Annotated in this window: 24 protein-coding genes and 1 pseudogene; 10 read left to right on the forward strand and 15 right to left on the reverse strand. The window is 64.4% G+C overall.

Going from position 1 to position 23429, the window contains the following annotated elements; genetic code table 11:
* Positions 1-34: 34 nt before the first annotated feature.
* The 4 genes from AC731_RS03650 to AC731_RS03660 all read right to left on the reverse strand — a co-directional run bounded on the left by AC731_RS03650 (position 35) and on the right by AC731_RS03660 (position 4585).
* The gene (locus tag AC731_RS03650; RefSeq protein WP_001261740.1) at positions 35-826 is read right to left on the reverse strand and encodes an ANT(3'')-Ia family aminoglycoside nucleotidyltransferase AadA2; all 792 of its coding nucleotides are present in this window, start codon (positions 824-826) and stop codon (positions 35-37) included.
* Positions 827-910: 84 nt separating this feature from the next.
* The gene (gene ere(A), locus AC731_RS19430) at positions 911-2131 is read right to left on the reverse strand and encodes an EreA family erythromycin esterase (protein WP_032084014.1); all 1221 of its coding nucleotides are present in this window, start codon (positions 2129-2131) and stop codon (positions 911-913) included.
* 408 nt (positions 2132-2539) lie between these two features.
* The gene (locus tag AC731_RS03655) at positions 2540-3724 is read right to left on the reverse strand and encodes an IS91 family transposase (protein ID WP_048707283.1); all 1185 of its coding nucleotides are present in this window, start codon (positions 3722-3724) and stop codon (positions 2540-2542) included.
* A 12-nt stretch (positions 3725-3736) separates the two neighbouring features.
* Positions 3737-4585 carry a tyrosine-type recombinase/integrase gene (locus AC731_RS03660; RefSeq protein WP_048707287.1) on the reverse strand — a complete coding sequence of 283 codons (849 nt, stop codon included), beginning with the start codon at positions 4583-4585 and terminating at the stop codon, positions 3737-3739.
* A 254-nt stretch (positions 4586-4839) separates the two neighbouring features.
* Between AC731_RS03660 and intI1 the strand changes: the two are divergent.
* Positions 4840-5427: pseudogene (gene intI1, locus AC731_RS03665) on the forward strand (class 1 integron integrase IntI1); the annotation flags it as partial.
* A gap of 52 nt (positions 5428-5479) precedes the next feature.
* On the opposite strand, the gene AC731_RS03670 reads toward intI1, so the two are convergent.
* Both AC731_RS03670 and AC731_RS03675 read right to left on the reverse strand, forming a co-directional pair.
* Positions 5480-6244 carry an IS6-like element IS6100 family transposase gene (locus AC731_RS03670; RefSeq protein WP_001389365.1) on the reverse strand — a complete coding sequence of 255 codons (765 nt, stop codon included), beginning with the start codon at positions 6242-6244 and terminating at the stop codon, positions 5480-5482.
* A 74-nt stretch (positions 6245-6318) separates the two neighbouring features.
* Positions 6319-6597 carry a hypothetical protein gene (locus AC731_RS03675; protein WP_011342941.1) on the reverse strand — a complete coding sequence of 93 codons (279 nt, stop codon included), beginning with the start codon at positions 6595-6597 and terminating at the stop codon, positions 6319-6321.
* 253 nt (positions 6598-6850) lie between these two features.
* Here AC731_RS03675 and AC731_RS03680 point away from each other — a divergent pair, with 253 nt between their 5' ends.
* The 7 genes from AC731_RS03680 to moaE all read left to right on the forward strand — a co-directional run bounded on the left by AC731_RS03680 (position 6851) and on the right by moaE (position 13345).
* Positions 6851-7429, forward strand: coding sequence for a recombinase family protein (locus AC731_RS03680; protein ID WP_013521166.1), 579 nt, complete (start codon positions 6851-6853; stop codon positions 7427-7429).
* A complete protein-coding gene (locus AC731_RS03685; RefSeq protein WP_013521167.1) occupies positions 7426-10455 on the forward strand; it encodes a Tn3 family transposase in 3030 nt (1009 codons plus the stop codon). Before AC731_RS03680 ends, AC731_RS03685 begins: the two co-directional genes overlap by 4 nt.
* Positions 10456-10516: 61 nt before the next feature.
* Positions 10517-10780, forward strand: a complete 264-nt coding sequence (locus tag AC731_RS03690) for a GGDEF domain-containing protein (protein WP_048709324.1) — start codon at positions 10517-10519, stop codon at positions 10778-10780.
* A gap of 100 nt (positions 10781-10880) precedes the next feature.
* Complete coding sequence (gene mobB, locus AC731_RS03695) at positions 10881-11375, forward strand: molybdopterin-guanine dinucleotide biosynthesis protein B (RefSeq protein ID WP_004252084.1); 495 nt, start codon at positions 10881-10883, stop codon at positions 11373-11375.
* Positions 11372-12577, forward strand: a complete 1206-nt coding sequence (locus AC731_RS03700) for a molybdopterin molybdotransferase MoeA (protein WP_048709327.1) — start codon at positions 11372-11374, stop codon at positions 12575-12577. Before mobB ends, AC731_RS03700 begins: the two co-directional genes overlap by 4 nt.
* A gap of 27 nt (positions 12578-12604) precedes the next feature.
* Entirely contained in the window at positions 12605-12859 is a 255-nt protein-coding gene (gene moaD / locus AC731_RS03705; RefSeq protein ID WP_004252068.1) for a molybdopterin converting factor subunit 1, read from the forward strand.
* 3 nt (positions 12860-12862) lie between these two features.
* The gene (gene moaE / locus AC731_RS03710) at positions 12863-13345 is read left to right on the forward strand and encodes a molybdopterin synthase catalytic subunit MoaE (RefSeq protein ID WP_048709329.1); all 483 of its coding nucleotides are present in this window, start codon (positions 12863-12865) and stop codon (positions 13343-13345) included.
* A 123-nt stretch (positions 13346-13468) separates the two neighbouring features.
* Here moaE and AC731_RS03715 read toward each other — a convergent pair whose 3' ends face one another.
* From AC731_RS03715 to AC731_RS03730, 4 genes are all read right to left on the reverse strand, one after another.
* Positions 13469-13972 (reverse strand): phasin family protein, encoded by a 504-nt coding sequence (locus AC731_RS03715; protein WP_004252063.1) that lies wholly within the window; start codon positions 13970-13972, stop codon positions 13469-13471.
* 243 nt (positions 13973-14215) lie between these two features.
* On the reverse strand, positions 14216-14755 hold the full coding sequence (locus AC731_RS03720; protein ID WP_048709332.1) for a TPM domain-containing protein: 540 nt from the start codon (positions 14753-14755) through the stop codon (positions 14216-14218).
* Positions 14756-15721, reverse strand: coding sequence for a TPM domain-containing protein (locus AC731_RS03725; protein ID WP_082794241.1), 966 nt, complete (start codon positions 15719-15721; stop codon positions 14756-14758).
* A gap of 12 nt (positions 15722-15733) precedes the next feature.
* The gene (locus AC731_RS03730; protein WP_004252056.1) at positions 15734-16351 is read right to left on the reverse strand and encodes a LemA family protein; all 618 of its coding nucleotides are present in this window, start codon (positions 16349-16351) and stop codon (positions 15734-15736) included.
* A gap of 267 nt (positions 16352-16618) precedes the next feature.
* Here AC731_RS03730 and AC731_RS03735 point away from each other — a divergent pair, with 267 nt between their 5' ends.
* The gene (locus AC731_RS03735) at positions 16619-16948 is read left to right on the forward strand and encodes a DUF2249 domain-containing protein (RefSeq protein ID WP_048709334.1); all 330 of its coding nucleotides are present in this window, start codon (positions 16619-16621) and stop codon (positions 16946-16948) included.
* A gap of 47 nt (positions 16949-16995) precedes the next feature.
* Here the strand turns inward: AC731_RS03735 and AC731_RS03740 are convergent, their stop codons facing one another.
* The 3 genes from AC731_RS03740 to AC731_RS03750 form a co-directional block, all read right to left on the reverse strand.
* The gene (locus AC731_RS03740) at positions 16996-17628 is read right to left on the reverse strand and encodes a glutathione peroxidase (protein WP_205626629.1); all 633 of its coding nucleotides are present in this window, start codon (positions 17626-17628) and stop codon (positions 16996-16998) included.
* Complete coding sequence (gene ppk2, locus AC731_RS03745; RefSeq protein WP_048709337.1) at positions 17625-18815, reverse strand: polyphosphate kinase 2; 1191 nt, start codon at positions 18813-18815, stop codon at positions 17625-17627. The genes AC731_RS03740 and ppk2 overlap by 4 nt, the downstream gene beginning before the upstream one ends.
* A gap of 78 nt (positions 18816-18893) precedes the next feature.
* A complete protein-coding gene (locus AC731_RS03750; RefSeq protein WP_048709339.1) occupies positions 18894-20579 on the reverse strand; it encodes a methyl-accepting chemotaxis protein in 1686 nt (561 codons plus the stop codon).
* 282 nt (positions 20580-20861) lie between these two features.
* On the opposite strand from AC731_RS03750, the gene AC731_RS03755 reads away from it, so the two are divergent.
* A complete protein-coding gene (locus AC731_RS03755; protein ID WP_205626630.1) occupies positions 20862-21809 on the forward strand; it encodes an alpha/beta hydrolase in 948 nt (315 codons plus the stop codon).
* An 8-nt stretch (positions 21810-21817) separates the two neighbouring features.
* Here AC731_RS03755 and AC731_RS03760 read toward each other — a convergent pair whose 3' ends face one another.
* Together AC731_RS03760 and xpt are read right to left on the reverse strand one after the other, a co-directional pair.
* A complete protein-coding gene (locus tag AC731_RS03760; protein ID WP_048709341.1) occupies positions 21818-22681 on the reverse strand; it encodes an HDOD domain-containing protein in 864 nt (287 codons plus the stop codon).
* Positions 22682-22766: 85 nt separating this feature from the next.
* The gene (xpt, locus tag AC731_RS03765; protein WP_048709343.1) at positions 22767-23375 is read right to left on the reverse strand and encodes a xanthine phosphoribosyltransferase; all 609 of its coding nucleotides are present in this window, start codon (positions 23373-23375) and stop codon (positions 22767-22769) included.
* Positions 23376-23429 lie beyond the last annotated feature (54 nt).

Raw genomic sequence — 23429 nt, forward strand, 5'->3', positions numbered from 1 at the left:
CGTAGCGCGGTCGGCTTGAACGAATTGTTAGACATCATTTACCAACTGACTTGATGATCTCGCCTTTCACAAAGCGAATAAATTCTTCCAAGTGATCTGCGCGTGAGGCCAAGTGATCTTCTTTTTGTCCCAGATAAGCTTGCTTAGCTTCAAGTAAGACGGGCTGATACTGGGCAGGTAGGCGTTTTATTGCCCAGTCGGCAGCGACATCCTTCGGCGCGATTTTGCCGGTTATTGCGCTGTACCAAATGCGGGACAACGTAAGCACTACATTTCGCTCATCGCCGGCCCAGTCGGGCTGCGAGTTCCATAGCTTCAAGGTTTCCCTCAGCGCCTCGAATAGATCCTGTTCAGGAACCGGGTCAAAGAATTCCTCCGCTGCCGGACCTACCAAGGCAACGCTATGTTCTCTTGCTTTTGTAAGCAGGATAGCTAGATCAATGTCGATCATGGCTGGCTCGAAGATACCCGCAAGAATGTCATTGCGCTGCCATTCTCCAAATTGCAGCTCGCGCTTAGCCGGATAACGCCACGGGATGATGTCGTCATGCACGACAAGGGTGACTTCTATAGCGCGGAGCGTCTCGCTCTCGCCAGGGAAAGCCGAAGCCTCCATAAGGTCATTGAGCAATGCTCGCCGCGTCGTTTCATCAAGCTTTACGGCCACAGTAACCAACAAATCAATATCGCTGTATGGCTTCAGGCCGCCATCCACTGCGGAGCCGTACAAATGCACGGCCAGCAACGTTGATTCCAGATGGCGCTCAATGACGCTTAGCACCTCTGATAGTTGGTTCGAAATTTCGATGGTCACCGCTACCCTCATGATGTCTAACGCGCTGATCACCGGCGGTTGAAAACCGTCCGGTGGATTCGCAGGTTATGCTCCCTCATTTTCATTTCCGGTTTCCTATAGGGCAACTAGGCTGTCCTTGCCGGCGCTTGGAACACAGACGATGGCATCAAATGCCTCGCTCAATTTCGTTTTTACAGAGGCGCTTTGAGACCGCATTCGCTTTGCTTCCATGGGGGCATCTGTCAATGTCAGACATGAATTCTCCGTACCACAGGCGTCGATGACATACTGTTCCATACTATCCTCACGGATTGCATCGGCAGGCGTGGTCACAACAGAGAATCCAAGAGGACTGTCGGGCGATGGGAAATGCATTTCCGGCACGGTGGGTCCAAGATGGGTGAATGCAATCGCACGGTAATTCACCCTCTCTGCGAGGTGCTGCCCCATGGGAACAGCCGTAAGCTCGCCTGAAAAGGAGACTGGGGTTTTTTGTAAATGATTGTTGTGCGCCAGCAGAATTATCTTCACATCCGGATTCGCTCGAACCATTCCATCTACTACGCCCGCCATATACGAGTCACGTACGGAAGTATCTCCCTCAAGAGAGGTACCATCGAAGAAAGTTTTCATTATACGCAAGGTTTCCAACGTATACTCTATCGACTCTATTCGATCAGAGGCTTTTCGGAACAAATCGCTGTTGACGTGTTTTTTCAGTACAGGGGCAAGCGACGCCAAGCGGAGCTTCAATCTGGTTACCCCTGAGATAGCTTTCTCCTGCCGAGCCGTTTCTAGCTCCCCCCATTTTGCCGATGAAATAACCGCCGACTGGCCATCAATGGACGCCAACAAGTGAGTCAGCATATCAACGTGCGGTTTCATGAGGTGATCGATGAGCTGGATAATTTCGGCCAATTGCGCTAGGTCGTCCCTTGGGTTCAGGGTGTTGGGTAAGTCGATTCCGACTAACTGCAGTTTTCTTCCTGATTCGCGGAGATATGATTTCAGCCAGATCAGCACTGAGCCATACACAGAAAAGGTCAGGGTATCCGAAAATCGCTCAAGTTCATGAGCACCGGCTGTTGAGTTGAGCCATTCAGATAACCGGGATGCCTGAATCGCCCCACATTCCAAACCAATCGCATTAAAATCATGCCTTTCGACCAAATAGCGGATAAGACTTGCTCTAGCCAGTGAAAACTCCGCGACAAAATGAGCGCCCTCGCCAATGCCGACAATTCGGGCGCCCTCAATTACGGAAGTAAGAATCTCAAACTCATTGAAGTCCAGATTTTGAGGCTGTAAAAGTGTTCTGGTCGTTCTCCACGTCATTATTTTACCTTTGCGTTTATTACTTTAATCGCCATACGTTCGCTTCGCCAACAACCCGGGTCACAGCATAACGAATAGGGTTTATCCCTCGCGCCGCAAGCGCCGTTCGGTGCGCAGGCGCCTGCCGCGAGGGATAAGCCTTGTTGAACTGAACCGCCGCTCAGGCGGTGATACTGGGGATTCTACGCGCGGGTCATCCACATCGGATAGCGCGCGGCAGGGTCGGGTCAGCAACGAGTATCCGACGCCGCTGAGCCGCTCGCGACCATCGCCGTAATGGGCCGCGATCGGGTGCCGGCCGTGCATCCGGCGTGCGGTGTCGGTCGCGTTCAGCAGACGGGGGACGTGCCACGGCCTGCCGGTGCGGACGTTGCATCGGCAAGGGCCGAGACGGGGGAGCGTGAGTGTTCATGGCGGCCCATCCCGACAGCGCGGTGCAGGCGCGGGCGGATCGTACCGGCGAGCCATGACGATCTCGACCGTGTGCCAACGCCCGACCCCACAGTGCGGGCAGCATCGCGGGTCCTCACCGCTCACGCGGGCGAGGAAGTCTGCGGCCGCTTCGATCACCGCCGGCTGCGGTGCCGGCGTCTGGAGTGCCACACGGGCGGCGGCGAGCCGGGCCCGCTTGTGGCCGCAGGCGAGCAGCCCGTAGTGGCGCAGGCGCTTGAAGCCGGCCGGCAGCACGTGGCGCAGGAAGCGTCCGATGAAGGTGTCGGTCGGCAGGCTGACCGTACGTTTGCCACCGGTCTGGTTGTCGCGCACCCGAAGGCGCACCTGGCCCGCATCGCAGCCAAGCAGGCGGTCGTTCGAGAGCGCCACGCGGTGCGTGTAGCGGGCAAGGTAGTCGAGCACCTGGGCGGGTCCGCCGGGCGGCGGCTTGGCGTAGACCACCCAGTCGTGCGCGAGCAGCGCACGACGTCGGGCTTGCCATGCACCCGGCGCAGCGCTCGGATCGTCGGCCAGCTCGCCGCTGCGGTGGGCCGCGTCGAGCCGCGTGAGGAGCTTGCCGCGAAACACCTTCGAGGCGGCCTGGACGGGAAACAGGAAGCGCGTACCGCGCGCCGGTGTGCGCCATCTGCCCTCGGCGTCGAGCCCGCCACAGGTGATCAGGGCGTGCACATGCAGGTGCATGCGCAGGTCCTGGCTCCAGGTGTGGAGCACGAGGCTGAAACCGGGCACGGCGCCCAGCCAGCGCGGGTTGGCGGCGAGCTCGAGCAAGGTGGCCGCCGCACTATCGAACAACGCACCGTAGAGCCAGCGCGGGTGCCGGATCGCCAGTGGATTGAGCGCGTGGGGCAGCGTGAACACCCAGTGTGCGTAGGGCACCGGCAGCACCTCGCGCAGGCGCGCCGCACGCCAGGCCTCCTTGGCCCGCGTCTGGCACTGCGGGCAATGGCGGTTGCGACACGAGCGCCAGACATGGCGCTCGGCGCCGCAGTTTGCGCAACGCTCGCGTACGCCGCCGAGCGCGGCGGTGCGGCAGTCGACGATGGCACGCCAGGCCCGCGCCTGGGTGGGCGACAGCGCATGGCTGCTGCGGTAGCTGCTGCCGTGCGTGCGCAGGATGCCGGCCAGCGTGGGCCGGTCCATGGCCGCTCGGCCTCAGAGCCGGCGCAGCAGATCGAGCGGGCTGTCGTGGGGGATTGAACCCGGACGCGCCAGATGCAGGTAGCGCTGCGTGGTCGACAGGTGGCCGTGGCCCAGGAGCTTCGCGAGCGTGGCAAGATCGACGCCGGCCTCCAGCAGATGGGTGGCGAAGGCGTGGCGTAGCGTGTGGATGCCGCCCGTCTTGGTGATGCCGGCCCGATCGCGGGCACGGTAGTACGCACGTTGCGCACTGCTGACGTCGAATGGCCGGGCGGCGTCGGTGGTGCGAGGGAACAGCCAGTCGCGGGGTTTGCAGATGCGCCAATAGACGCGCAGCGCTTCGAGCAGGCTCGGACTGAGCAGCGTGTAGCGATCCTTGCCACCCTTGCCCGCCACCACCCTGATGCACATGCGATCCGGCGCGCTGTCGATGTCGGCGACGCGCAGCGCGCACACCTCGGACACCCGCAGTCCGGCCGCGTAAGCCGTCATCAACAGCGTGCGCGTGCGCAGATTGGCGGCCGCCTCGAACAGGCGCGCCAGTTCCTCGCGCGAGAGGATCTCCGGCTGACGCTGCGGCGTGTGCGCGTAGGGAATCGTGATGGCCTCGGCCGTGCGGCCCAGCACGATGTCGAAGAAGAACTTCAGGGCGCACACGGCTTGGTTCACGGTGGTGTAGGCCAGGTGCCGCTCGGTGATCCGGTGCAGCAGCCAGGCCTTCACCTGTGCGGCATCGAGGCGGTCGGGACTGCAGTGGTAGTGCGCGGCCAACTGCGCCACCACCGACAGGTAGGCCTGCTGCGTGCGCCGTGCCAATCCGCGCAGCACCATCGCGTCGATCATCTGCTGACGTAAGGGGCTCATGACACTTCTCCTTGAACGCGGGGACATCCCCGGTTTCAAGGTAGGTCGTCGTCGCAGACGTCATGAAAAACGCGGTGGCGCTTGGGTTCGCGGCCACCGCGTCAGCGGTTTAGTTCAACTTTGTTTTAGGGCGACTGCCCTGCTGCGTAACATCGTTGCTGCTCCATAACATCAAACATCGACCCACGGCGTAACGCGCTTGCTGCTTGGATGCCCGAGGCATAGACTGTACAAAAAAACAGTCATAACAAGCCATGAAAACCGCCACTGCGCCGTTACCACCGCTGCGTTCGGTCAAGGTTCTGGACCAGTTGCGTGAGCGCATACGCTACTTGCATTACAGCTTACGAACCGAACAGGCTTATGTCCACTGGGTTCGTGCCTTCATCCGTTTCCACGGTGTGCGTCACCCGGCAACCTTGGGCAGCAGCGAAGTCGAGGCATTTCTGTCCTGGCTGGCGAACGAGCGCAAGGTTTCGGTCTCCACGCATCGTCAGGCATTGGCGGCCTTGCTGTTCTTCTACGGCAAGGTGCTGTGCACGGATCTGCCCTGGCTTCAGGAGATCGGAAGACCTCGGCCGTCGCGGCGCTTGCCGGTGGTGCTGACCCCGGATGAAGTGGTTCGCATCCTCGGTTTTCTGGAAGGCGAGCATCGTTTGTTCGCCCAGCTTCTGTATGGAACGGGCATGCGGATCAGTGAGGGTTTGCAACTGCGGGTCAAGGATCTGGATTTCGATCACGGCACGATCATCGTGCGGGAGGGCAAGGGCTCCAAGGATCGGGCCTTGATGTTACCCGAGAGCTTGGCACCCAGCCTGCGCGAGCAGCTGTCGCGTGCACGGCTCTGTTGCAAAGATTGGCGGCAGTCAGAGGTAGGCTGTCGCTCTGCGCCGATCAGGCGGCTGCTGCGAAATGGTGGTTGAGCATGCCCATGGCCTCCGTCAGCGCCGAGGGCCCAATGCCAAAAGCTCTCTCCACAAGGCGCACCTCGCCCCTGATGCCGGGCTGCAGGCACCAGGGGCGAGCCTGTCCTTTGCGCAGGGCTCGCATGACTTCGAATCCCTTGATCGTGGCATAGGCCGTGGGGATCGATTTGAAACCGCGCACCGGCTTGATCAGTATCTTGAGCTTTCCGTGATCGGCCTCGATCACGTTATTGAGATACTTCACCTGCCGGTGGGCCGTCTCCCGGTCCAGCTTTCCTTCGCGCTTCAATTCGGTGATCGCTGCACCATAGCTCGGCGCTTTGTCGGTATTGAGCGTGGCAGGCTTTTCCCAGTGCTTCAGGCCTCGCAGGGCCTTGCCCAGGAACCGCTTCGCTGCCTTGGCGCTGCGGGTCGGCGACAGGTAGAAATCGATCGTGTCGCCCCGCTTGTCGACTGCCCGGTACAGGTAGGTCCACTTGCCCCGCACCTTGACGTAGGTTTCATCCAGGCGCCAGCTCGGATCAAAGCCACGCCGCCAGAACCAGCGCAGCCGCTTCTCCATCTCCGGGGCGTAGCACTGGACCCAGCGATAGATCGTCGTATGGTCGACCGAAATGCCGCGTTCCGCCAGCATTTCCTCAAGGTCGCGATAGCTGATCGGATAGCGACAATACCAGCGCACCGCCCACAGGATCACATCACCCTGGAAATGGCGCCACTTGAAATCCGTCATCGTTCCGTCCGTCCAATCTCCGCCAAGCATGCTCAAGCTTCACGATTTTTGCAACAGAGCCGTCCAAACAACCCTCACGCCTGGCTCGCCACACTGGCACGCCGTGCGGCGAATTCGGCCTCAACTTCATCGTTCGACCGCCCCAATCCAGCGCGCATCGAAGCCCGGCCGGCTTCGACCTTGCGGCGCAGGAACTCGTCGTACTCGCGCGACTCGCGCTGGCGCTGAACGAACTCGCGCATCAGCTCGCGCAGCACTTGCGACGCCGGGCGATGGGCCGCCTCGGCTTCGGCCATAAACTCGGCGCGCAACTCAGGCTCCAGCTTCATCGTGAAAACGGCTTGTTTTGACATTATCGGGGCCTCCTGCCACTTGATACTAACAAAGTATATACGCCGTCATTACTAAGCGCTATTCACAGAACGCTGCAAGGCGGGCGTGCGCTAGGCCAAGGCCTGTCGGAAAACATTTGTTTTTCGACAGGCCTTCAACGATCCTCTGCACCAACCTCCGAGTGGCCGCAAAATTGTGCGGAAAACTCTGTCGCCAGACGCTACCATACGGAAACCTCGTCTTAATGGTTTTCCGCTTATGTTGGTAGGTTACATGCGCGTGTCGTCGGACTCCGACCGCCAGAGCACGAACTTGCAGCGCGATGCGCTGCTCGCCGTCGGCGTCGATGCGCGGCATCTGTTCGAGGATCATGCTTCCGGCGCGAAGGACGACCGCGCGGGCCTGGCGCGGGCGCTCGAATTCGTTCGCCCTGGCGACGTGTTGGTCGTGTGGAAGCTCGACCGGCTCGGCCGTTCGTTGTCGCACTTGCTCGCCATCGTGACCTCGCTCAAGGAAAAGCAGGTGGCGTTCCGCTCGCTGACGGAGAACCTGGATACCACGACGCCCTCGGGCGAGTTTCTGTTCCAGGTGTTCGGCGCGCTCGCGCAGTACGAACGCGCCTTGATCCAGGAACGTGTCGTCGCCGGTCTGGCTGCCGCCCGCAAACGCGGCCGGATCGGCGGCCGGCCGCAGGCGATCACCGGCGAGAAGCTGGAGGCCATCGTCGCTGCGCTCGATGGCGGCATGTCCAAGGCGGCGGTGTGCCGCAACTTCGGCGTCAAGCGAACCACGCTGATCGAGACCCTGGCACGGGTTGGTTGGACGGGCTCTCGTGGAGCGTCATCGCGATGACGACCAAGAGCGAACGATTGACCGTCCTGTCGGACGCCGAGCAGGAAGCCCTGTACGGCCTGCCGGACTTCGACGACGCCCAGCGGCTGGAATACTTGGCGTTGACTGAAACCGAACTGGCGCTCGCCAGCAGCCGGCCTGGTCTCCATGCACAGGTCTATTGCATCTTGCAGATCGGTTACTTCAAGGCCAAGCATGCCTTCTTCCGCTTCGACTGGAGTGAGGTCGAGCACGATTGCGCCTTCGTGCTGAGCCGCTACTTCCACGGCGAGTCCTTCGAGCACAAGCCAATCTCCAAGCACGAGCACTACACCCAGCGCGAGTGGATTGCCGATCTGTTCGGCTACCGGCCGTGGGCGGCCGAGTTCCTGGCGCAGCTCGCGCAGCAGGCCGCGCAGACCGTGCGGCGCGACGTGATGCCGGGGTTCATCGCCGCCGAGCTGATCGTCTGGCTAAACGAGCACAAGATCATCCGGCCCGGCTATACCACCCTGCAAGAGCTGGTGAGCGAAGCCCTGTCCGCCGAGCGTCGGCGGCTGGCTGGCCTGCTGTCGGAAGTGTTGGACGAATCGGCCAAGGCCGCGCTGGGTCGGCTTCTAGTGCGTGACGACACCCTGTCGCAATTGGCGGCGCTCAAGCAGGACGCCAAGGACTTTGGCTGGCGTCAGATGGCCCGCGAACGCGAAAAGCGCGCCACGCTGGAGCCGCTGCACCGGATCGCCAAGGCGCTGCTGCCCAAGCTCGGCGTCTCGCAGCAGAATCTGCTGTACTACGCCAGCCTGGCGAACTTCTACACCGTCCACGATCTACGCAACCTGAAGGCCGATCAGACCTACCTCTACCTGCTTTGCTATGCCTGGGTGCGCTACCGGCAGCTTTCCGACAACCTGGTCGATGCGATGGCCTACCACATGAAGCAGTTGGAGGACGAAAGCAGTGCGGGCGCAAAGCAATCCTTTGTCGCCGAGCAGGTGCGCCGTCAGCAAGACACACCGCAGGTCGGCCGCCTGCTGTCGCTTTACATCGACGACAGCGTGCCCGATCCCACGCCGTTCGGCGATGTGCGCCAGCGCGCCTACAAAATCATGCCCCGCGATACGCTGCAAACCACCGCGCAGCGCATGAGCGTGAAGCCGGTGAGCAAGCTGGCTTTGCACTGGCAGGCGGTGGACGGCCTGGCTGAGCGCATCCGCCGCCATCTTCGGCCGCTGTATGTCGCGCTCGACCTCGCTGGCACTGATCCGGGCAGCCCGTGGCTCGTGGCGCTGGCCTGGGCCAAGGACGTGTTCGCCAAACAGCAGCGCCTATCGCAACGGCCGCTCGCCGAATGTCCAGCGGCCACGCTGCCGAAACGCTTGCGACCGTACCTGCTGACCTTCGATGCCGATGGCAAGCCGACGGGCCTGCATGCCGACCGCTACGAGTTCTGGCTGTACCGCCAGGTCAGGAAGCGCTTCCAGTCGGGTGAACTCTACCTCGACGACAGCTTGCAGCACCGGCATTTTTCCGACGAGCTGGTTTCGCTGGAGGAGAAGGCCGCCGTGCTGGCGCAGATCGACATCCCGTTCCTGCGGCAGCCACTCGATGCCCAGCTCGATGCACTCGCGACCGAGCTGCGCTCTCAGTGGCTTGCCTTCAACCGCGAGCTGAAGCAGGGAAAGCTGACGCACTTGGAATACGACAAGGACACGCAGAAGCTGACATGGCGCAAGCCCAAGGGCGAGAACCAGAAGGCGCGCGAGAAGGCGTTCTACGAGCAACTGCCGTTCTGCGACGTGGCCGACGTGTTCCGCTTCGTCAACGGCCAGTGCCAGTTCCTGTCGGCGCTGACGCCTTTGCAGCCGCGCTATGCGAAGAAGGTCGCCGACGCCGACAGCCTGATGGCGGTCATCATCGCGCAGGCGATGAACCACGGCAACCAGGTCATGGCACGCACCAGCGACATCCCGTACCACGTGCTGGAGAGCGCCTACCAACAGTACCTGCGCCACGCAACGCTGCACGCGGCCAACGACTGCATCAGCAACGCCATCGCCGCGCTGCCGATCTTCCCGTACTACTCGTTCGACCTCGATGCACTGTACGGTGCCGTCGATGGTCAGAAATTCGGCGTCGAGCGGCCGACCGTGAAAGCGCGCCACTCGCGCAAATACTTTGGGCGCGGCAAGGGCGTGGTCGCCTACACGCTGCTGTGCAACCACGTGCCGCTCAACGGCTACCTGATCGGCGCGCACGATTACGAGGCCCATCACGTGTTCGACATCTGGTATCGCAACACGTCGGACATCGTGCCGACCGCGATCACCGGCGACATGCACAGCGTCAACAAGGCCAACTTCGCTATCCTCCACTGGTTCGGCCTGCGTTTCGAGCCGCGCTTCACCGACCTTGGCGATCAGTTGAAGGAGCTCTACAGTGCCGACGATCCGGCGCTGTACGATCAGTGCCTGATCCGGCCGGCCGGGAGAATCGACCGCGATCTCATAGTCAGCGAGAAGCCGAACCTCGACCAGATCGTCGCCACGCTCGGACTGAAGGAGATGACGCAGGGCACGCTGATCCGCAAGCTATGCACCTACACCGCGCCGAACCCGACGCGGCGCGCCGTGTTCGAGTTCGACAAGCTCATCCGCAGCATCTACACGCTGCGCTACCTGCGCGATCCACAACTGGAGCGCAACGTGCACCGCTCACAGAACCGCATCGAGTCCTATCACCATCTACGCTCGACCATCGCCCAGGTCGGCGGCAAGAAGGAATTGACCGGGCGCACCGACATCGAAATTGAGATCAGCAACCAGTGCGCCAGGCTGATCGCCAACGCGGTCATCTTCTACAACTCGGCCATCCTCTCGCGGCTGCTGATGAAGTACGAGGTGAGCGGTAACGCCAAGGCGCACGCTCTCCTGACCCAGATATCGCCGGCGGCCTGGCGGCACATCCTGCTGAACGGGCATTACACCTTCCAGAGCGACGGCAAGATGATCGACCTGGATGAGCTCGTGGCGGGGCTGGAACTGGGATGACGGAAATTTCGGCGGTTCCGGCTTAGAACCCCTGAGACAGTCGGTTCGCGGCCACGACGCGGTGATCCGTTGGGGCGGCGAGGAGTTCGTGATCGTGCTCGATGCCTGCCGGCAGGCCACGGCGATCGATCTCGCCGAGCGCATTCGTGCGCGCGTCGCAGCCTATCGGGACAGTGAGGTCGGCAAGGTGACCCTGTCCTTGGGACTCGCCACGCTGGCGCCCGGCGAAATGACGGACGCGCTCTTCGCGCGCGCGGACGCTGCGCTGTACCAGGCCAAGCGTGGTGGCCGCGACCGGCTGTCGATCGCGCCGCAGCCCGACTGAGCGCGCGAGAGGGGCGGTCCACGGCCCGACAGCCTGCGTCGACGGGGGCTCTGTTGTATCCTTCGGCTTTGTCACACGTGGCAGCGGGTCTGTACTCTCGATGAAAGTCTTCGGTTTCGCCGGCTGGTCCGGCTCGGGAAAGACCACCCTGGTCGAACGCCTGATACCCGAGTTCACGGCGCGCGGCTTGCGCGTCTCCGTCATCAAGCATGCGCATCACGGCTTCGATCTCGACAAGCCGGGCAAGGACTCCTGGCGCCATCGCGAAGCCGGTGCGACCCAGGTGCTGATGCTCTCCAACGACCGCTGGGTGCTGATGCACGAATTGCGCGGGGCCCCCGAGCCGACGCTGGATGAACAACTGCGTCTGCTCGAACCCTGCGACCTCGTGCTGATCGAAGGCTACAAGGCCGCGGCCGTGCCCAAGATCGAGATCCATCGGCCTGCGCACGGCAAATCGCCGCTGTGGCCCGAGAATCCGCACGTGGTGGCGGTGGCGAGCGACGCCGAGCTCGACTGTCCGTTGCCCTGCCTCCCGCTCAACGAGCCGGCCGTCATCGCCGGCTTCATCCTCGACTATCTGGATGTCCAATGAACGGCAACATGCTTTCCTTCGACGAGGCTTACGAGAAGCTGCTCGGCTTCGTCCGTCCGGTCCGCGAGATCGAGAACGTCGACACCATGGTGGCCGCTGGCCGGGTGCTTGCCGTCGCGCTGAACTCGACGATCAACCAGCCGCCGATGGACAACTCGGCCATGGACGGTTACGCGCTGCGCGCGGCCGACGTGCCAGCCGCCGGCACGCGCCTGCCGGTCAGCCAGCGCATTCCGGCCGGCAGCGTCGGCCATGCACTGCAGCCGGGCACGGCGGCGCGCATCTTCACCGGCGCGCCGCTACCCCCGGGCGCCGACACCGTTGTGATGCAGGAACTGTGCGAGCACGACGGCGAGCACGTGGTGATCAATACGGTGCCCATGCCGGGCGAGGCCGTGCGGCGGATGGGCGAGGTCATCGCCGAGGGCGAGCAGGTGCTGCCCGCCGGGCTGCGCCTCACACCGCAGGCCGTGGCACTGGCGGCCTCGGTGGGCGCCGCGCAGCTGCCTGTGTATCGACGCCTGAAGGTGGCGGTGTTTTCCACCGGAAGCGAGCTCGTGATGCCGGGCGAGCCCTTGCCGCCCGGCGGCATCTACAACTCCAACCGCTTCATGCTGCGCGCGCTGCTCGTGGGGCTGGGCTGCGAGGTCGAGGACTTCGGCATCGTGCCCGACCGCCTCGACCAGACCCGCGATGTGCTGCGCCGCGCCGCCGAAGGCCATGACCTGATCCTCACCAGCGGCGGCGTTTCGGTCGGGGAGGAGGACCACGTCAAGCCGGCGGTCGAGGCCGAAGGCAGCCTCGACATGTGGAAGATCGCAATGAAACCCGGCAAGCCGCTGGCCTATGGCCGCGTGCACGGCGCGGCCTTCATCGGCCTGCCCGGCAACCCGGTGTCGAGCTTCGTCACCTTCCTGCTGATGGTGCGGCCCTTCGTGCTGGCGACGCAGGGCGTACGCGAGGTGGCGCCGCAGTCGCTGATGCTGCGCGCCGATTTCGACTGGCCCCGGCCCGACCGCCGGCGTGAGTTCCTGCGTGCGCGCATGAATGCCCAGGGCGGCGTGGAGCTGTTTGCCAACCAGGGGTCGGCAGCGCTCAACTCCACCGTCTGGGCCAACGGGCTGGTCGACATTCCGGCCGGTACGCCGGTGGCGTGGGGCGAACAGGTTCGCTTCCTGCCCTATGGCGACCTGCTGCACTGAGCGCGAGATCGCGAGAGGACCGAGAAGATGACTGTGAAAGTGCTGTATTTCGCCAGCCTGCGCGAAGCGCTGGGCAGGCCTGCCGAGGAGCTTGCCTTGCCCGCCGGTGTGGCGACCGTCGGCGGCCTGCGTGCCCACCTTGCCGCGCGCGGTGAGAACTGGCAGGCCCTGGGGGAAGGGCGCAACGTGCGCGCGGCGGTCAACCAGCGCATGGTCGGCGCCGATGCGACCGTGGCGAGCGGGGACGAAGTCGCCTTCTTTCCGCCGGTGACGGGGGGCTGAGCCGTGACGCAAGCGCTTCCTTTCGTTGTCAGCGTCAGCGTGCAGCAGGCCGACTTCGATGTGGGCGGCGAGATTGCCGCACTGAGCGAGGGGCGGCGCGACGTGGGCGCGATCGCCAGTTTCGTCGGGCTCGTGCGCGATCTCAATGACGGCAGCGGTGTCTCGGCGATGACGCTCGAGCACTACCCGGGCATGACCGAGAAGGCGCTGGAGGAAATCGTGGAGCAGGCCCGTCAGCGCTGGTCGCTGCAGGGCGTGCGGGTGATTCATCGCTTCGGGCGGCTGGAGCCGGCGGATCGCATCGTCTTCGTCGGCGTCGCCAGCCCGCATCGGGGCGAAGCCTTCGCCGCCTGCGAGTTCATCATGGACTACCTGAAGACCCGCGCGCCGTTCTGGAAATGCGAGGAAACGCCCGGGGGGGCACGCTGGGTCGATGCGCGCGAGAGTGACGATTCGGCCGCCGCCCGCTGGCAGGATCGGGGCTAGCGGATCGGGCGGGGAGCCCTGCGGCGGCTGGCGTGCGGATGACGACACGCCGTCTTGCCGGATAGAGGGAGATCAAAAAAAACGGCGCCGCGTGGCGCCGTTTTGCATACCTGGCCCGAAGGCTTACTTGCGGCCCTTCGGCTGCTGCGCGAGCGCCTGGAAGGCCTCGGTCGAGGCACGCGTCATCTGCTCGAACGCGGCACGCGTGGTGTCCATGGCCGTCTGCATCGCGCCCAGTGCGTTCTGGTCGGCGATCGGCATGCCCTTGAACATCTTCTGCATGGCGTCGAACATGTCGTGGCTGCCGCTGGTGAGTTGCTCGCCGACCAGCTTGCCGAAGGCAGCCTGGGTGGTCGTCGTGATCTCGGCGATCTCACGGGCGCAGGCCAGCATCTTCTCGGTCGTGGCCTGGGCGTAGTGAGCACGCAGGTCCATCATGTCCTTCGGGTCCTTGGCCGACGACAGCGCCTTGGCGTTCTGCACGCCTTCCTCGAACAGGCTCTTGGCGGTGGAGACCTGGATTTCCATGATGCGCTGCGAGTTCTCGATCGAGAGCTGGGCGAGTCGCATGGCAGCCTCGAGATTCTTCTTCTGAAGTTCGTTGAATTGGTCCTGCTTGGTAGCCATACACACCCTCCGCTCGCGATCTGAATTGTCTGGAATCCGTGAGGTCCCGGGCTTGCGCCGCGGTTGAAGCTCTGAACATTCGGCATGATCCTTGCCGAAGCGACCTCGCTATCGACAATAGCACAGCCGTCCGGAGGTCGTGCGCAAACCTTGGATCCGAGGGGGAAAAGGCGAAGGATTGTTGCGATGCAGCAACAATTTGAATACCCATTCTGGGCTGCCGCGGCGGCCGCTTGCGAGCACTCAGCCGATGACAGGGCGATCCGGAAGTCCCTTGTCGAGCATGTCTTCATCATCTGCGTGAGCGCGTGGGAAGTGCCGGACGAGGAGGGCATGAACGTCGTCGATCGCCGTATTCAGTCCGTCTTCGATCCTTCCCCGGCGGAAGTGGGCGAGGGCGGCGTCGATCGTTCGACGCCAGGTCTCGGCCGGCACCCGTTTCGCGAGTGCGCGGTCGGCAAGGATGTCGATCTCATGCTCAGCCAGCAGCATGTAGATCAGCACGCCGTTGTTGTGCTCGGTGTCCCAGACGCGCTGCTTGCCGAACATGGTGAGGGCTCGGTCAGCGATCACCGATTCGATCGGTTCGTTGCGCAGCAGGTTACGCGACAGATAACGCAGCGGCAGGCTTGCCTCGATGCAGAGGCAGATCTGGCCATCGTGCTCGCGCTCGCTCGCGGCGACGCGCTGTTCCAGGCGGTCGAACCCAGTTTTGCCGAGGGCCTTCTCGGCATCGTGGGCGTCAAGCCACAGGTGCCGCAGCAGCCGCGTGAGCTTACCCATTCACCACCTCCCCGATGCGCCGCCGCCGCCAAAGCTGCCGCCGCCACCCGAGCGGAATCCGCCGCCGGAACCAAAGCCGCCGGAGCGGCCCCCGCCCCAGATGACCGGCCCGCCACCACGGTGGAAGCCGCCCGGGCCACCGCGTCCGCCGCCGCCACCGCCAATGCCGAGCGCCAGCACGAGGAGCAGTGCAGCGATGCCCGCGCCGATCCCCAGCAGCAGACTGCCGGTGAGCAGCTTGACGATGAATCCCGTGGCGCCGCCCGTCAGCGCCGAGCCGAGCTTGCGCCCGAACAAGCCTGTCAGGAATGAGGCCGCGAAGGGGATCGCAACGAACAGGAAGGCACCGAGATCCTGCAGGTCCAGGTCCTCGGTCGCAGTGGTCCGCGCGGCTGGCAGCGGCAGGTCCTCGCCGCGGATCAGGCGCATCAGGCCGTCGACCCCGGCCATCAGGCCGCCCGCGAAATCGCCTTGGCGGAAAGCGGGGGTGATCAGCGCGTCGATGATGCGATAGGCCGCGAGGTCGGGTATGGCACCTTCGAGCGTGCGGGCGACCTCGATGCGGACAGTGCGGTCGTCCTTGGCGACCACGACCAGAACGCCGTCGCCCACGTCCTTGCGCCCGATCTTCCAGCTGTCAGCCACGCGGTAGGCGTAGGCGGCGATGTCCTCCGGCGCCGTGGTCCTGACCAGCAACACCACGATCTGGCTGCCGCGCTCCCGTTCGAAGGCCGCGAGGCGACTGTCGAGTTCGCCGATCTGTTGAGCGTTCAGGGTGCCGCTGTTGTCGATCACCCGTGCCGTCAACGCCGGCACCGGTTGTACCGCCTGCGCCAGGACGGTCGACGAGAAGAGCGCGCCGAGCAGGACCACGACGAGCCCGCGCGCCAGGCGGGCGAGCCAAGCGTTGCCCTCCCGCACTGCTCTGCAGGCCGAAGACGGGTAGGGCGGCACCGTGCGCATCATCCGCCGAAGCCGTCAGCGTGCGCCCTGAGCGCCGAAATCGACCTTCGGCGGTGACGAGATTTCGGCTTCGTTCGTCACCGTGAAGCCGGCCTTGGGCGAGTAGCTGAAGATCATGGCGGTCAGATTGGTCGGGAAACTGCGCGCCAGGACGTTGTACTGCTGCACGGCCTCGATGTACTTGTTGCGCGCCACGGTGACGCGGTTCTCAGTGCCCTCGAGCTGAATCCGGAGATCCTGGAAGCCCTGGTTGGCCTTGAGGTTGGGATAGTTCTCCGAGACCGCGAGCAGCCGCGAGAGCGCGCTGCCGAGTTGCCCCTGCGCTTGCTGGAAGCGCTCCATTGCCTGCGGGTCGTTGAGCATTTCGGGTGTCACCTGGATGGCGGTGGCGCGCGAACGGGCTTCGATGACGCGACTCAGCGTTTCCTGTTCGAAGTTGGCCTCGCCCTTCACCGTCTCGACGAGGTTGGGGATGAGGTCGGCGCGGCGCTGGTACTGGTTCAGCACCTCCGCCCAGGCCGACTTGGTCTGTTCGTCAAGGCGCTGGAAGTCGTTATAGCCACAGCCACCGAGCGTCAGCGAGGCGCTGATCAGCAGGGCCAGCGGAAAGTGTCGGGCGAGTCGGGCGATCATCAAGGGCCTCCGGTCGGACATGAGTCGGTCTCGGCGGACTTTAGCAGGTCGCGCCGCGCTTGGTGCGGACGCAGCCTTGCTTCGAGAGGGCATCGGCAGGCCGCTCCCGCGCGGGCGTTCCTGAGGTCGATGCCCGACGTCCGGCGTTTCTTGTTCTCGCTCAAGGTTTTGGGCTGCAACGGACCGTACGCTTCGGCCTACTGCGAAACCGGCCGCAAGCTCCAACTTTGTCCGGCAAACGACTTTCACTTTCAGGATGGAAACCCGATGTTCGACAACGCTGTTCACCCCTTCGACGCTCGCGGCGTCGCCAAGCGCTTCCGCCATGCCGCCATCTTCGGCGCCCTCGAGTCGCTCGAGGACGGCGAGACGATGCGATTCGTGAACGACCACGACCCGCTGCCCCTGCTGGGTCAGATCCAGCAACGCTATGGCAATCAGGTGGGGATCAACTATGTCGCGCGCGAGCCCGGCAACATCGTGATCGACTTCCGCATCCAGCTTGGCGCGTCGGCAGAGGCCGTGCCGGCGGTTGGCGCAGCGGCAGCAGCCGGTAGTTGCGGCGGCGGCCACGGCTGCGGTTGCTCGGGTGGCTGAGGCGCACCCGTTGCCTCATCGATTCATCGGGGCGGTCCGGGCGGTGGCTAGAGCACCTTCTCGATCGCCCTGATCACATCGGGTGCGTCGGGCCTGATCCTGCTCGGGAAACTGGCGACCACCTTGCCGTCGCGGTCGATCACGTATTTGTGGAAGTTCCAGCGCGGCTCCTCGGCCTGGCGGGCAAGTTCGCGGAACAACGGGTGGGCGCCTGCGCCACGCACCGGAATCGTGGCGAACATGTCGAAACTGACGCCGAAGTTCACGAAGCAGACCTCGGCAGCCTTGGCCTCGCTGTCTGCCTCCTGGTCGAAATCGTCGGACGAGAAGCCGACGACCTTCAGCCCCCTGTCCTTGTAGCGCTGGTGGATCGCCTCGAGCTCCTTGAACTGGTTGGTGAAGCCACAGTGGCTTGCGGTATTGACCACCAGCACCGGTTGCCCGGCAAAGCGTTGGGCGAGGTCCACCGTCTCGCCCGAGTGCAGGCGGCGAAGCTGATGGTCGAACAATGCCTGCTGTGCAGAGGCGCCGGCCGTGGTCAGGAGCAGGCTAGCACCGAGCAGCGGGGACGAGACGAGGGTTCGAGTGCAGCGAACGGACATGATCGGGACTCCTTCAAGCGTGCTCCATTGACCACGCGGCGCACGCGAGGTTCGCCGCGCCGCGCGCTCGGGACTCACAACAGCGCGATGGCGTCCTTCTCGCCGCGCTCATACACCACGTTGGCACGACCGACCAGCAGCGGGTCGAGCGGACCGATGCGGTCGATGTCCTTGTTGGCGTAAGGCATCTTGTGCAGCACGTAGCGCAAGGCGTTGAGGCGCGCGCGCTTCTTGCAATCGGACTTCACCACCGTCCAGGGTGAATCCGCGGTGTCCGTGTAGAAGAACATCGCCTCCTTGGCCTTGGTGTAGTCGTCCCACTTGTCGAGCGAGGCAAGGTCGATCGGCGACAGCTTCCATTGCTTGAGCGGATGGGTCTCGCGTTCCTTGAAGCGGCGGCGCTGCTCCTCGCGGCTGACCGAAAACCAGAACTTGATCAGGTGGATGCCGCTGCGCACCAGGTTGCGCTCGAACTCGGGCACCTGGCGGATGAACTCGTTGTATTCGTCGGGCGAACAGAAGCCCATCACGCGCTCGACGCCGGCGCGGTTGTACCAGGAGCGGTCGAACAGCACGATTTCGCCGGCCGTGGGCAGGTGCTGGATGTAGCGCTGGAAGTACCACTGGCCGCGCTCGATTTCCGAGGGCTTCTCCAGCGCCACCACGTGCGCGCCCCGGGGGTTCAGGTGTTCCATGAAGCGCTTGATCGTGCCGCCCTTGCCGGCGGCATCGCGGCCCTCGAAGAGGATGACCACGCGCTGGCCGGTTTCCTTGACCCAGGCCTGCAGCTTCAGCAATTCGACCTGCAGTCGATACTTCTGCTTCTCGTAGGCCTTGCGCGACATCAGGTTGCGGTAGGGGTAGCCACCGCTGCGCCAGTCGGGAGCGAGCTCCTCGTCGGGGTTGGCGGTGTCGCCCTCGATGTTGGCCTCGGCTTTCATCAGGGCGCGGCGCAGGGCATGGATGTCGTCCGGCGATGCGCCGGCGAGGATGGCCTCGAGCGCCTTCACCGCGGCGCCGGGCGTCGCGGCTTCGTGCTGCAGGATCTCGGTGAGGGCGACGAGCTTGGCGTTGCGTGCGGCGGCGGTCGCCTGCTCGAGTTCGAAGCGCTCGATGCCCTCGGGGGTGAGTTCGGGTGCGGTGTCGCCACGTTGCACGGCGCGGGCGCGCCGGTTCGTCGTCCGGGCGCCCGACGGCGTGTCGGAATGGATGCTGGTGTCGCGCTTGCGCGCGTGCGTGGTGGTTTCGCGTTCGCTGGTCGTCATGCTTGGCCCTCCGCAGTTGCAACACCGCACTTTACTATCAGACGGCCGTTCGGTGCCCGAAGGCGGGCGATGGGCCGCTTACAGCCTGAATCGTCCCACCGCAGCCTGCAGTTCCGCAGCGCGGGCCGAAAGATCGCGCGCTGCGCCGGCGGCCTCCCGCACCGCACCGCTGTTGTTCTCGCTCATCGTCGCGATCTGCTCGACATTGCGTGCGATCTCGGTGCTGGCCGTCGATTGTTCGACCAGGGCCTGCGAGATTTCCTCGACGGCCGAAACGACTTCGCGCGAGCCGGTGTTGATGTCTTCGATGGCCTTGCCTGCGCGGTCCGACAACTGCACGCTGCTGCGCACGTTCTCGCTCTGACGACGCATGGTCTGGACTGCACGTTCCGTCCCGGAATGAATCTCGCTGACGATGCGGGCGATCTGGTCGGTCGAGCTGGAGGTACGCTCGGCGAGCTTGCGCACCTCGTCGGCCACGACGGCGAAGCCGCGGCCCTGATCACCGGCGCGCGCCGCCTCGATCGCGGCATTGAGCGCCAGCAGGTTGGTCTGATCCGCCAGCTCGCGGATGATCGTCACCACCGACGAGATCTCCCGCGAATGCACGCCCAGCTCCTCGATGCTCTCGGTTGCCTCGGCGACCTCGCGGGCGATGCGGTTGATGTCGGCCACCACGTTGCGGATGGCATCCGAGCCGCTCCGTGCGGCTTCGCCGGACTGCTTCGCCATGCGGTCGGCGTCGGTCGCGGAGTTCGACACGTGGTTGATGCTGACGGTCATCTCCTCGACCGATGCGGCCATCGACGTCGCGGACTGGGATTGTTCGTCGCTCGCCGACGCGATGCTGTCGGAGGCGGCCGAGAGCTGCTCGCTGGCCGCAGCAATGTGATTGGCGTTGTCGCTGATGATGCCGACGAGGCCCTTGAGCTGATTCACCATCTCGCGCAGCGCGAACAGCATGCTCGAGCGGTCGCTTGCCCGCAGCGCGATGTCGACCGTGAGATCACCGCTCGCGACCTGGCGCAGCAGCTTGTTGGCGTAGGCCGGCTCGCCACCGACCTGGTTCATCACCGCGCGATAGATCATGAAGCCCGTGACGGCTCCGAGCACGAGCCCCGCCGCCATCAGCACCACCGTAATCGCCAGGGCGCGCGCGCCATCGGCGGCCGCGCGGGCCGCGTCGCTGTTCGCACGCGCCACCTGAGCGGCGTTGACCTCATCCAGCGTGGCACCGAGCGTGCGCGAAACCGGCAGCATCGCTTCGTACTGGCGACCGTACTGTGCATGCAGCTCGGCGAAGCGGTTGAAGTCCTCGGCTTTCGACGCCTCGGTCATACCGGCGATGGTGGCATCCAGTCCGACATAGTGCTGCCGCCATTCCTTGTACTGCGCAAGCATCGCGTCGTGCTGACGCTGCGCCTCGGCAGAGATTCGCGGAAGCCTGTCGACCTCCCCGAGGCGTTGCTCGACGGCCTCCCACGAAGCCGCACGCGCCTTGGCGACGTCGTTGAGCACCGCCGTGGTCTGCTCGGCCGGGAAGCGAAGGTTCAGCACCTCGAGGGTCTGGCTGCGGATTCGCATGCGCTCGATGTTGAGCATGCCGTAGCCGACCGTTGCTGGCAGGCGTCGGTTGGCCAGGTCGTCGATGTCTGCGGTCATCGACCGCTCGCTGACGATGGCGTAGCCGCCTACGAAGAGCAACAAGGCCAGGATCGTGCCGAAGCCCAGCGTCAGCAGGGCGCGCAAACTCATGTCTTTCATGAAAACTCCTCAGCGCAGTGGGGGAGTCACTTCGATCGCCGTCGGACGTCGAGCGACTCATTCTTGTGGCGGGGGTACGACGCCGGAGTCTGGTGCCGGACCTGTAATGTCCATATCGACATCAGGGCGTCCAACTTGAGCATTAAATGCGGTGTTTTGTCCAGGACAAATCATCTGAAGTGTGATGAATGCCTCATGCAGGTGATTGCTGAGCTGACGCGCTAGAATCGCGCTCCACCCACGAATCGATCGCCGCGACATACCGCGACCACGACAACCGACATGCCCTTGAGCCCCGAGGCCCAATCCCTGCTCGCGATGGCGTACCGCGTCGGCGCGCCGAAGTTCCACGAGCTTTCCCCGGCGCAGGCCCGCCACTCGTTCCAGAAGCTGCAGTTCGCCTTCAGACCCGAGGCGCCCGCGGTCGCTTCCACCACCGAGGTGCCGATGGCGCGGCCCGATGGATCGGCGCTGCTGGCGCGGCTTTACCGGCCGCTGTCGAGCCAGCCGCACCACGTGTTGCCGCTGCTGATCTTCCTGCACGGTGGAGGCTGGTGCGTGGGCGACGTCGCGAGCTACGACGTGCTGTGTCGCGAACTGTCCAACCTCTCCGGGTGTGCGGTGCTGTCGGTCGACTACCGCCTGGCGCCCGAGCATCCGTTCCCGGCCGCGCTGGACGATGCGGCGTTCGCGTTCCAGTGGGCCGTGGAGCACGCCGAGCTGCTGGGCGTCGATCCGGCCCGGATCGCGCTGGGCGGCGACAGCGCCGGCGGCAACCTGTCGGTCGTCACCGCGCTGGCGCGGCGCGGTGCGGCGGTCGCGCCCCGTTTCCTGCTGCTGGTCTATCCCTGTACCGAGATCCTCAGTGCGCGGCCTTCACGCCAGCGTTTTGCCGACGGCTTCTTTCTGGATAGCGGCACGCTGCAGTGGTTCTTCGAGCGCTATCTGCCCGCGGGCAACAGCGAGGACTGGCGCGCCTCGCCGATGCGGGCGGAGTCCTTGCAGGGGCTCCCGCCGGTGCTGATGGTGACGGCCGAATACGATCCGCTGGTCGATGATTGCCTGGCATTCGCGGAGCGCCTGCGGCGCGAAGGCGTCGACACCGAGTATCTGCAGGTGGATGGGGTCGTCCACGGCTTCCTGACGCTGGGGAAGCAGTTTCCGCAGGCGGCGCAGACCATCGCCACAGCCGCGCGGACGCTGGCGCGCGCCTTGAACACGGAAGACTGAGGAAATGCTCAGGCGCTGGTGACGACCGCGAGCATCTGCTGGCGGGTTTCGCGTGCCGCGGCGAGCAGCGCGTCGAACTCGGCCCGTCCGTCGTCGCCGAGACTCGCATCGAGCAGTTCGGGACGGCGGCCGAGTCCGAGGATGTCCGCGAACGGGTTGGGGGTCTCGGCCGCCTGGATCGCGAGGAACAGCACGTCGCCCAGTGAGCGTGGCGGCCAGGTGATCGGCGTGGCGAGATCGACGTTGACGGCGTCGATGATCTGCTCTGGCAGTTCGAAGGCTTCGAGCACGGCCTGACGCACCGCCGTTTCCCATTTGAGGACAAACTGGGCGAACAGGCGCACGTCGCTCTCGATGGCCGGGTGCCGGGCGGCCATGGCCATCAGGTAGAACTGGCCCAGGTGGGTCATCAGCCCGGCCAGCAGCGCGGTGTCGGGGTTGCCGCGCCCAAGGTGACGAGCAAAGGCATAGGCCCACGATGCGACGTCAATCGAATGCATCCACAGGCCCGAGGCCACCAGCTGCATCTGGCGCGAGCGCTGGTCGCGGGCGAGCTGGTCGGCCGCCACCGCGTAGGCCAGGCAGCGCAGCGCCGACGAGCCGATGCGCGACACCGCCGTTGAGACGTTGGAGATCTCGCGCTGGTAGGGGTTGAGCAGCAGGCTGTTGGCCATCTTCAGCACCTTGGCGCTCAGTACCGGCTCGGCGCGCACGAGCTTCGCCATGTCTTCGGTCGAGGCGTTCGGATCGTCGGCCATCTGCTTGATGCGCAGCGACAGATCGAAGACGGTGGGAAAGCTGAGGTTACCGGATTTCAGCTCTTCCTCGATTTCGGCACTGAAGGCGCCGATCTGAACGTCGAACTCTCTCATTGCTTCGCTACCCCGATGCGTGTTGTGCGCAGTTTAAGGGATCCGCCACGGGCGGCGGCGGATCGTGGCCGATGGCTGGTCCGACTCAGTCCTGCGGCTGGGTCAGGACGGCGTGCCCATTTTCCAGCGCCTCGACCTGGGCCAAGGTGCATACCGGCACGCCGAGCGCCTCGATGGAGGCATGGCCCTGCTTGAAACGCTTCTCGACGATGAAGCTCGCGCACAGCACCTCGGCACCGGCCTCCCGCGCCATCTCGATCAGCGCGACGGCGGTGCGACCGTTCGACAGGAAGTCGTCCACGATCACGACGCGGTCGGCGGGCATCACGTAGCGCTGCGACAGCACCAGCTTGGTCTCGCCCCCCTTGGTCGGCGACGGAATCACGCGCGCGATGGCGGGCGATTCGACCTGCGGCGCGTACTTCTTCGCATAGACCAGCGGCACGTTAAGCGCCTGCGCCACCACCAGCCCGGGGGCGATGCCGCTCGCCTCGGCGGTGAGGACCACGGTCGGCTCGAAGCCCGCGAGACGCTTGGCGAGCTCCTGTCCCATCTCGGTGATGAAGCTCGGCTCGATGCGGTGGTTGAGGAAGTGGTCGATCTTCAGGATCTGGTCGCCGATGACCGTGGCTTCGGCTTCGATGCGGCGCACCAGGGGGCCGTAGGGGCGGAGGAGATTGAGGTCGGCAGTCATGCACTAGGGTCCGTAAACGAAACGACCCCCTGGAGGCGGGGGCAGGTGGCGGGA

The sequence above is a fragment of the Thauera humireducens genome (genome assembly GCF_001051995.2).
Classification (GTDB): domain Bacteria; phylum Pseudomonadota; class Gammaproteobacteria; order Burkholderiales; family Rhodocyclaceae; genus Thauera; species Thauera humireducens.

Excerpts from the sequence above, each read along its gene's own strand:
- mobB (WP_004252084.1), top strand. The coding sequence starts at position 10,881 with ATGAAAGTCTTCGGTTTCGCCGGCTGGTCCGGCTCGGGAAAGACCACC.
- AC731_RS03735 (WP_048709334.1), top strand. The coding sequence starts at position 16,619 with ATGTTCGACAACGCTGTTCACCCCTTCGACGCTCGCGGCGTCGCCAAG.
- moaD (WP_004252068.1), top strand. The coding sequence starts at position 12,605 with ATGACTGTGAAAGTGCTGTATTTCGCCAGCCTGCGCGAAGCGCTGGGC.
- AC731_RS03715 (WP_004252063.1), bottom strand. The coding sequence starts at position 13,972 with ATGGCTACCAAGCAGGACCAATTCAACGAACTTCAGAAGAAGAATCTC.
- AC731_RS03720 (WP_048709332.1), bottom strand. The coding sequence starts at position 14,755 with ATGGGTAAGCTCACGCGGCTGCTGCGGCACCTGTGGCTTGACGCCCAC.
- AC731_RS03670 (WP_001389365.1), bottom strand. The coding sequence starts at position 6,244 with ATGACGGATTTCAAGTGGCGCCATTTCCAGGGTGATGTGATCCTGTGG.
- AC731_RS03755 (WP_205626630.1), top strand. The coding sequence starts at position 20,862 with ATGCCCTTGAGCCCCGAGGCCCAATCCCTGCTCGCGATGGCGTACCGC.
- AC731_RS03725 (WP_082794241.1), bottom strand. The coding sequence starts at position 15,721 with ATGATGCGCACGGTGCCGCCCTACCCGTCTTCGGCCTGCAGAGCAGTG.
- AC731_RS03700 (WP_048709327.1), top strand. The coding sequence starts at position 11,372 with ATGAACGGCAACATGCTTTCCTTCGACGAGGCTTACGAGAAGCTGCTC.
- AC731_RS03660 (WP_048707287.1), bottom strand. The coding sequence starts at position 4,585 with ATGAGCCCCTTACGTCAGCAGATGATCGACGCGATGGTGCTGCGCGGA.
- AC731_RS03650 (WP_001261740.1), bottom strand. The coding sequence starts at position 826 with ATGAGGGTAGCGGTGACCATCGAAATTTCGAACCAACTATCAGAGGTG.
- AC731_RS03680 (WP_013521166.1), top strand. The coding sequence starts at position 6,851 with ATGCGCGTGTCGTCGGACTCCGACCGCCAGAGCACGAACTTGCAGCGC.
- AC731_RS03730 (WP_004252056.1), bottom strand. The coding sequence starts at position 16,351 with ATGATCGCCCGACTCGCCCGACACTTTCCGCTGGCCCTGCTGATCAGC.
- ppk2 (WP_048709337.1), bottom strand. The coding sequence starts at position 18,815 with ATGACGACCAGCGAACGCGAAACCACCACGCACGCGCGCAAGCGCGAC.
- AC731_RS03685 (WP_013521167.1), top strand. The coding sequence starts at position 7,426 with ATGACGACCAAGAGCGAACGATTGACCGTCCTGTCGGACGCCGAGCAG.
- AC731_RS03760 (WP_048709341.1), bottom strand. The coding sequence starts at position 22,681 with ATGAGAGAGTTCGACGTTCAGATCGGCGCCTTCAGTGCCGAAATCGAG.
- xpt (WP_048709343.1), bottom strand. The coding sequence starts at position 23,375 with ATGACTGCCGACCTCAATCTCCTCCGCCCCTACGGCCCCCTGGTGCGC.
- AC731_RS03675 (WP_011342941.1), bottom strand. The coding sequence starts at position 6,597 with ATGTCAAAACAAGCCGTTTTCACGATGAAGCTGGAGCCTGAGTTGCGC.
- AC731_RS03655 (WP_048707283.1), bottom strand. The coding sequence starts at position 3,724 with ATGGACCGGCCCACGCTGGCCGGCATCCTGCGCACGCACGGCAGCAGC.
- AC731_RS03750 (WP_048709339.1), bottom strand. The coding sequence starts at position 20,579 with ATGAAAGACATGAGTTTGCGCGCCCTGCTGACGCTGGGCTTCGGCACG.